We start from the raw sequence: 6847 nt of genomic DNA, 5'->3' as shown, positions 1-6847 counted from the left end.
ATGGGGCACTGAGCGGAAGGCGTTTACCTGCGTCGCTGCGGGGACGGGATGAGACCCGTGCCGGCTACTTGGAGATCAAGATCATGCTTTTAAGCCTAGCAGACGCTGACGCTGGCCCGGTTCGCGCAGCTGGCTCCCCCGGGGTGCGCCGTTAGGGGAGGGCCGCCGGGACCGTTCACGCCCCGTTCCAAGGCTCGGCGGCCGTTCCTTCCTGGCACCCCGGCCGTTCCGTTGCGTACCCGGGCCCGGACGCCGTTCCGCGTCCCGTCCGGTTTCCCATTCGGGTCGACCGCCAACTAATCTGGCCCATTATGGAGTCTGCACACTATTTCAGCGCCCAGCCCGCCGGGCCCTTCACCCGCAAGCCGCTCACCGTGGACCTTGCCGGTGAGACGCGCCGGCTGCAGACGTCCTCGGGGATCTTCAGCCCGGACGGGATCGACAAGGGAACGGCCGTGCTGCTGGCCGATGTCCCGGCTCCGGCTCCGCAGGGAAACCTGCTTGATATCGGCTGCGGCTGGGGCTCGATTGCCCTGACCATGGCCCTGCGGGCACCGCACTCCCGCGTCTACGCGGTGGACGTGAACGAGCGCTGCGTKACCCTGACCAACGAAAACGCCGCACTGCTGGGACTCACCAACGTCATCGCCAGCACGCCGGAGGCGGTGGACCCCGAACTGCGTTTTGACACCATCTGGTCCAACCCGCCTATCCGGATCGGCAAGGACGAACTTCACGCGCTCCTGCGCCTGTGGATTCCGCGGCTGGCGCCGGGCGGATCGGCCTGGCTGGTGGTCCAGAAAAATCTCGGCTCGGATTCGCTGCAGCGTTGGCTCGCGGCGGAGCTCGATTCCAGCTTCACCGTGACCCGTGAGAGCACGTCGAAGTCGTTCCGGATCCTTCGGGTCAGGAAAGCGTCCCGGTAGCCACGATCACGGCCGGGCCGCTGAGTTCGACGTGTTCGTGTCCCTCCGGACCGACGAAGAATTTCACACCGACCGCTCCGCCGGGAACGTGAACGTTCCACGCGTCCGGCGCGCCCTGCCCGGCCCAGTGGCGAATGGCGACGGCGGCGGCGCAGGCACCGGTGCCGCATGACTGGGTTTCCCCGACCCCCCGCTCGTGGACCCGCATAGTGATGGTGCCCGTGCCATCGTGGACGAGTGGTTCGGAGGGCACTACGAATTCAACATTGGTGCCGTGCGGCGGCGTCGGGTCCACCTTGGGCGCGGTGAACAGCTGCGTGGCCTCAAGTTCGGCCATTTCGGCCAGGGCCACCACTGTGTGCGGGTTGCCCATGCTGACCGACAGTGCGGGCCTGGCCACCTCCAGCCCCTCGGCGCTGACGAGCGAATCCATGGCCCGCGCGGTCGCCTCGCCCGGGAAGATGAACTCCCAGGGCCCCATGTCGACGGCGTAGCCGGCAGCGGTGCGGACGATCGTCTTCACGCCGCCCCGGGTGCCGATGACGAGGGATTCGCCGGCCGGCAGGTTCACGAGGCCTTCGGCGATGAGGAAGTGCACAAAGACGCGGACGCCGTTGCCGCACATCTCAGACAGTGAGCCGTCGCCGTTTCGGTAGTCCATGAACCACTCGGCGTCGRGGTGGACGGTCAGCAATTCCTGCCCCTCGGGCAGGAGCCGCGAGGGCACCGCACGGATCAGGCCGTCGCCGCCGATGCCGCGGTGCCGGTCGCAGAGCGCCGCGACCTGCTCTGGGCTGAGCGACAGTGCGCCGTTAGGGTCGGCGATCAGGACAAAGTCGTTGCCTGTTCCGTGGCCCTTGGAAAATTTCAGACCGCTGAGGGATGTGGTATCGCCAGCGGCAGGGGCGGCGGCTACGGCGTGGGATGCGTCCATGCTCCAAGGTTACCGTTCCGTATGGAGAGCTCCGGCACCGTGACGGGAACGCTACGCCAGCGGCGGAACGGGCGCCGTCCGGCACAGGGCCGCGGCCTTGGCCACCAGGGCGGGATCCTGCCAGTCCAGCCAGTTGACCCGGGGATCGGCCCGGAACCAGGTCAGTTGCCGGCGCGCGAACTGCCGGGTGGCGATGATCGTTTCATCCGCGGCCTGCCCGAGGCTGGAAGTGCCGTCGAGAACCCGAAGGAACTGGGCATAGCCGAGGGCCCGTGGCGCGGTCCTGCCGTCGCGGAGCCCTACGGCGTCGAGCCGCCGCACTTCCTCCAGCAGCCCACGGTCCACCATGGCGTGGACCCGCAGGGCCAGGCGGTCCCGGAGCAGTTCCCTATCCACCTCGAGCCCGATCTGGACGGCAGGCTGGAAGTACTCGCGGGCGGGCATGAAGGAGCTGAACGGGCGTCCGGTGAGTTCGAAGACTTCCAGGGCGCGGATGATGCGCCGGGCATCGCCGAGCCTGCCGGCCGACACGGGGTCCACGGCTTCCAGCCGTTGCCGCAGCGGTTCGGGGCCGGCCGTGTCCAGTTCGACCTCCAGGCGCCGGCGGATATCGGGATCCGTGCCGGGAAACTCCAGGACATCGAGGGCGGCACGGACGTAAAGTCCGGAGCCGCCGGCCAGGATGGCCCGCTTCCCGCGGGCGTGGATGTCTCGGATCAGGGCGCGGGCCCGCTGCTGGAAGTCCGAGACGCTCGCTTCCTCGGTCACGTCCAGGATGTCCAGAAGGTGGTGCGGGACTCCCCTGCGTTCGGCGTCGGTGATCTTGGCCGTGCCGATGTCCATGCCGCGGTAGAACTGCATGGAATCGGCGTTGATGACCTCGCCGTTGAGTTCCAGCGCCAGCGAAACGGCGAGGTCGGACTTGCCGGAACCGGTGGGTCCGACGACGGCGATCACCGGCGGCGCTCCCGCCGTCTGCGGCGCCGTCGCTGGCTGGCCCTGCACCTGCGCGACGGMGCTGCGTTGAGGTCCCGGCACGGCGCTAACGGCCGCGGACCGGGAGGCTGGGCATGCCCAGCGACACGCCGGCCTTGCCCGACGCGGTGGTCTTGCCTGCCGGATTCGTCGTGCCGGCCGGGGCGGCACCGCAGGAATCGGCCTGGGAACGGTCCCAGGCGTCACCGGCACGCGAACGGCGCAGGCTGTAATCCGCCGCAGAGGCGGGGTCGGCGACGAGGTGGAAGGCGGCCGCCTCCGTGATGGTGACGGTCACGAGGTCGCCGGGCCGGGGCACTTCGGCGCCCTCGGGCACCGAGAAGTGCACCAGCCGCTGGTMCTGGGAACGGCCGGAGAGGCGGCGGGTTTCCTCCGCCTTGCRGCCGGACTGGGCGGTCACCATGACCTCGACGCGGCGGCCGAGMTGGCTGGCGTTTTCCTCGGCAGCAATCCGGTCCTGCAGGGCCGTGAGGCGCTCAAAGCGCTCCTGGACCACGGCCTTCGGGAGCTGATCCGGCAGGTCCGCGGCGGGGGTGCCTGGCCGCTTGGAGTATTGGAAGGTGAAGGCCGTGGCGAACCGGGACTTCTCGACGACGTCGAGGGTGGCTTGGAAATCTTCCTCKGTCTCGCCGGGGAAGCCGACGATGATATCCGTGGAGATGGCCGCGTGCGGGATCTTCTCGCGGACMTTGTCCAGGATGCCGAGGAACTTCGCAGAGCGGTAGGACCGCTTCATATCCTTGAGGACCTTGTCCGAGCCGGACTGCAGGGGCATATGCAGCTGCGGCATGACGTTGGGCGTCTCGGCCATGGCGTCAATGACGTCGTCGGTGAAGGCTGCGGGGTGCGGGCTCGTGAAGCGGACACGCTCCAGGCCCGGGATTTCCCCGCAGGCACGCAGGAGCTTCGAAAACGCCTGCCGGTCGCCGAACTCGACACCATAGGAATTCACGTTCTGCCCCAGCAGGGTCACTTCAATGGCGCCGTCGTCCACAAGAGCCTGGATCTCGGCCAGGATCTCCCCCGGGCGGCGGTCCTTTTCCTTGCCCCGCAAGGCAGGGACGATGCAGAAGGTGCAGGTGTTGTTGCAGCCAACCGAGATGGACACCCAGCCCGAATAGACGKAGTCGCGCTTGGTCGGAAGGGTCGAGGGGAAGACGTCCAACGATTCGAGGATTTCCAGCTGGGCCTCGTTGTTGTGGCGGGCCCGGTCCAGCAGGGCAGGAAGGGCACCGACGTTGTGGGTGCCGAAGACCGCGTCCACCCACGGCGCCTTCTTGAGGATGGTCTCCCGGTCCTTCTGCGCGAGGCATCCGCCGACGGCGATCTGCATGCCGGGATTGGCTGCCTTGACCGGGGCCAGGATGCCCAGGTTCCCGTACAGCTTGTTGTCGGCGTTCTCCCGGACCGCGCAGGTGTTGAAAACCACGACGTCGGCCAGCTCGCCGGCGGACGGTACGTAGCCCGCGGCTTCAAGCATGCCGGCCATCCGCTCGGAATCGTGCACGTTCATCTGGCACCCGAAGGTGCGCACCTGGTACGTACGGGGCTGAGCCGAACCGGAGTTGAGCTCCGTGGCAGTTGCGCCTGCGCTGACTGCMGAAGACGCTGTGGGAGAAGTGGTGCCGGCCGCTGGGGAGGGAATGGTAAAACTCACCTGTTAAGGGTAACGGTTAGGGGTAACCGGTTGTGGCCGAGCCTGCGCGGAGGCGGGAAGGGACGACGGCTGGGAGCCCTCAGTCCCCGGCTCCGGCGGCCGCGGCATCGAGCACCTCGGCGACGATCCGGAAGGCCAGTGCGGGCTGGTAACCCTTGCGGGCAAGCATCGACGCCAGGCGGCGGGTGATCTTGTCCCGCTCCGCACGGTCCTCGTCGCCGGTGAATCCCCGCAGTTTGCGCTCCACGAGCTCACGGGCGGCCGTCTCTTCGTCGGCGTCGCTGAGCTGGTCGAGCGCGCTGGCAGCGGTATCCGGGTCGATCCCCTTATCCGCCAGTTCGCGGCGCAGGGCCCCTTTGGCGAGCTTGCGCGTTTGGGACCTGCTGCGGACCCACATGTCGGCGAACTCGGCGTCGTCAACCAGCCGCACTTCCTCGAAGCGGTCCAGTACGGCCTCGGCCACGTCCTCGGGGACGTTACGCTCGGCCAGCTTGCGGGACAGCTGCAGCCGGCTCTTGGGCGAATTCGTCAGTTGGCGCAGCACGATGGCACGGGCCACCGCCGCAGGATCCGCGTCCTGGTCCAGTTCCGGTGACGGCGCCGTGGCTCCCCGGAATCCGTTCGACCCGCGGGAACTGCGCGAGCCCTGCGTTCCTCGTGAACCGCGCCGGGTGGACCCTATGCTGGGGTCACCAGCGCTCGGGTCAGGGTTCCGTTGCCGGAACCCTGACCCGCTGCCGGCTCCGGTGCTAGAAGCCGTCAACGGCCTTCAGCTTCGGTGTTTCCTMGGTCTMGGCGGGGGCCTTCACGCCGACGCCGAGCTTTTCCTTGATCAGGCGCTCGAGTTCGGCCGCCAGTTCCGGGTTGTCGCGCAGGAACCGACGGGAGTTCTCCATGCCCTGKCCCAGCTGGTCGCCATCGTAGGTGAACCAGGAGCCGGACTTCTTGATCAGGCCGTGCTCCACACCCATATCGATGATGCCGCCCTCGCGGGAAATGCCTTGGCCGTAGATGATGTCGAACTCGGCGATCTTGAAGGGCGGGGCCATTTTGTTCTTGACAATCTTGGCCTTGGTGCGGTTGCCGACGGAGTCCGCGCCCTCCTTGAGGGTCTGGATCCGGCGGACGTCGATGCGGATTGAGGCATAGAACTTCAGGGCCTTACCACCGGTGGTGGTTTCCGGGGAGCCGAAGAAGACACCGATCTTTTCGCGCAACTGGTTGATGAAGATGGCCGTGGTCTTGGTCTGGCTCAGGCGGCCGGTGATTTTACGGAGGGCCTGGCTCATCAGGCGGGCCTGCAGGCCGACGTGGCTGTCGCCCATGTCGCCTTCGATTTCGGCACGGGGAACGAGAGCGGCAACCGAGTCAATGACAATGACGTCAAGGGATCCCGAACCAATGAGCATGTCCATGATTTCCAGGGCCTGCTCGCCGGTGTCCGGCTGGGAGACCAGGAGGGCGTCAGTGTCGACGCCCAGCTTGGCGGCGTATTCCGGGTCGAGGGCGTGTTCGGCGTCGATGAATGCGGCGATGCCGCCCTGGCGCTGGGCGTTGGCAACGGCGTGCAGCGCCACGGTGGTCTTACCGGAGGATTCCGGACCGTAGATTTCCACGACACGGCCGCGGGGCAGACCGCCAATTCCCAAAGCGACGTCCAGGGCAATGGAGCCGGTGGGGATAACCTCGATGGGCGCGCGGACTTCGTCGCCGAGGCGCATAACCGAGCCTTTGCCGAACTGCTTGTCAATCTGGGCAAGCGCTGCGTCGAGYGCCTTCTGGCGATCCGGGGCTGCGGCCATGATTCACACCTCTAATACTTTCTCGCTGTGGAGTGGCCGTGTAGGCCCTTCATCTGTCATCACTGACGCTACTGGCACCCTCCGACAAAGTTGTCGCTGGGGACCCCTTATGTGGAAAACGCCGTATGTGGAAAACRCTCAAAAAAAGCATATCCCTATCCGAACAGATATTCGAACAATAATCCGGCGTGTCAGGCGTCGGCCCTACCGGCAGGGTGCCCGGTGGCGCATCCGGCGCCATGCCGGGCGGAGTTTCAGGCGTCAGTTGGGTCCGGCGTTGTCGCGGGGTTTGATGTCCCTGCCGAGACGGCGCTCCGGCGGGACGTCCTGGACGTCGCACAGGGCAAGCCACACCTGGCGGGGAGGGATGCCGGCGCTGAGGGCCTGGTCCGCGGTGCGTCCGCCGACGCCGGCCAGAACCAGCGAGCTGCTCRGGACACGGGAGTACCCGGCACCGAACTCGTCGTCCATAAGCCGCCAAAAGTCACTGATTCGCACCAGTAAAGTCTCTCACGGCACGGGACTCTAGAAT

At 67.0% G+C, this 6847-nt stretch carries 7 protein-coding genes; 1 reads left to right on the top strand and 6 read right to left on the bottom strand.

Annotated features, from left to right (window positions below; genetic code table 11):
* Positions 1-311 precede the first annotated feature (311 nt).
* Entirely contained in the window at positions 312-926 is a 615-nt protein-coding gene (locus AC1DBQ_RS20435; RefSeq protein ID WP_476930249.1) for a class I SAM-dependent methyltransferase, read from the top strand.
* Here the strand turns inward: AC1DBQ_RS20435 and dapF are convergent.
* From dapF to AC1DBQ_RS20405, 6 genes are all read right to left on the bottom strand, one after another.
* Positions 907-1860, bottom strand: a complete 954-nt coding sequence (gene dapF / locus AC1DBQ_RS20430) for a diaminopimelate epimerase (RefSeq protein ID WP_476930248.1) — start codon at positions 1858-1860, stop codon at positions 907-909. The two genes, AC1DBQ_RS20435 and dapF, sit on opposite strands and share 20 nt — an antisense overlap.
* Positions 1861-1911: 51 nt before the next feature.
* Entirely contained in the window at positions 1912-2865 is a 954-nt protein-coding gene (gene miaA / locus AC1DBQ_RS20425; protein WP_476930247.1) for a tRNA (adenosine(37)-N6)-dimethylallyltransferase MiaA, read from the bottom strand.
* A gap of 37 nt (positions 2866-2902) precedes the next feature.
* Positions 2903-4390, bottom strand: coding sequence for a tRNA (N6-isopentenyl adenosine(37)-C2)-methylthiotransferase MiaB (gene miaB, locus AC1DBQ_RS20420; protein WP_476930246.1), 1488 nt, complete (start codon positions 4388-4390; stop codon positions 2903-2905).
* Positions 4391-4592: 202 nt separating this feature from the next.
* Positions 4593-5072 carry a regulatory protein RecX gene (locus AC1DBQ_RS20415; protein WP_476930245.1) on the bottom strand — a complete coding sequence of 160 codons (480 nt, stop codon included), beginning with the start codon at positions 5070-5072 and terminating at the stop codon, positions 4593-4595.
* A gap of 190 nt (positions 5073-5262) precedes the next feature.
* Positions 5263-6315, bottom strand: a complete 1053-nt coding sequence (gene recA, locus AC1DBQ_RS20410; RefSeq protein ID WP_476930244.1) for a recombinase RecA — start codon at positions 6313-6315, stop codon at positions 5263-5265.
* Between the two features lie 261 nt (positions 6316-6576).
* Positions 6577-6813 carry a DUF3046 domain-containing protein gene (locus tag AC1DBQ_RS20405; RefSeq protein WP_476930243.1) on the bottom strand — a complete coding sequence of 79 codons (237 nt, stop codon included), beginning with the start codon at positions 6811-6813 and terminating at the stop codon, positions 6577-6579.
* Positions 6814-6847: the final 34 nt, after the last annotated feature.

The sequence above is a fragment of the Arthrobacter sp. 10T413_2 genome, from assembly GCF_056394205.1.
Note: the sequence above shows the minus strand (reverse complement) of the source record. Positions and strands in the feature narration are given on the sequence as shown.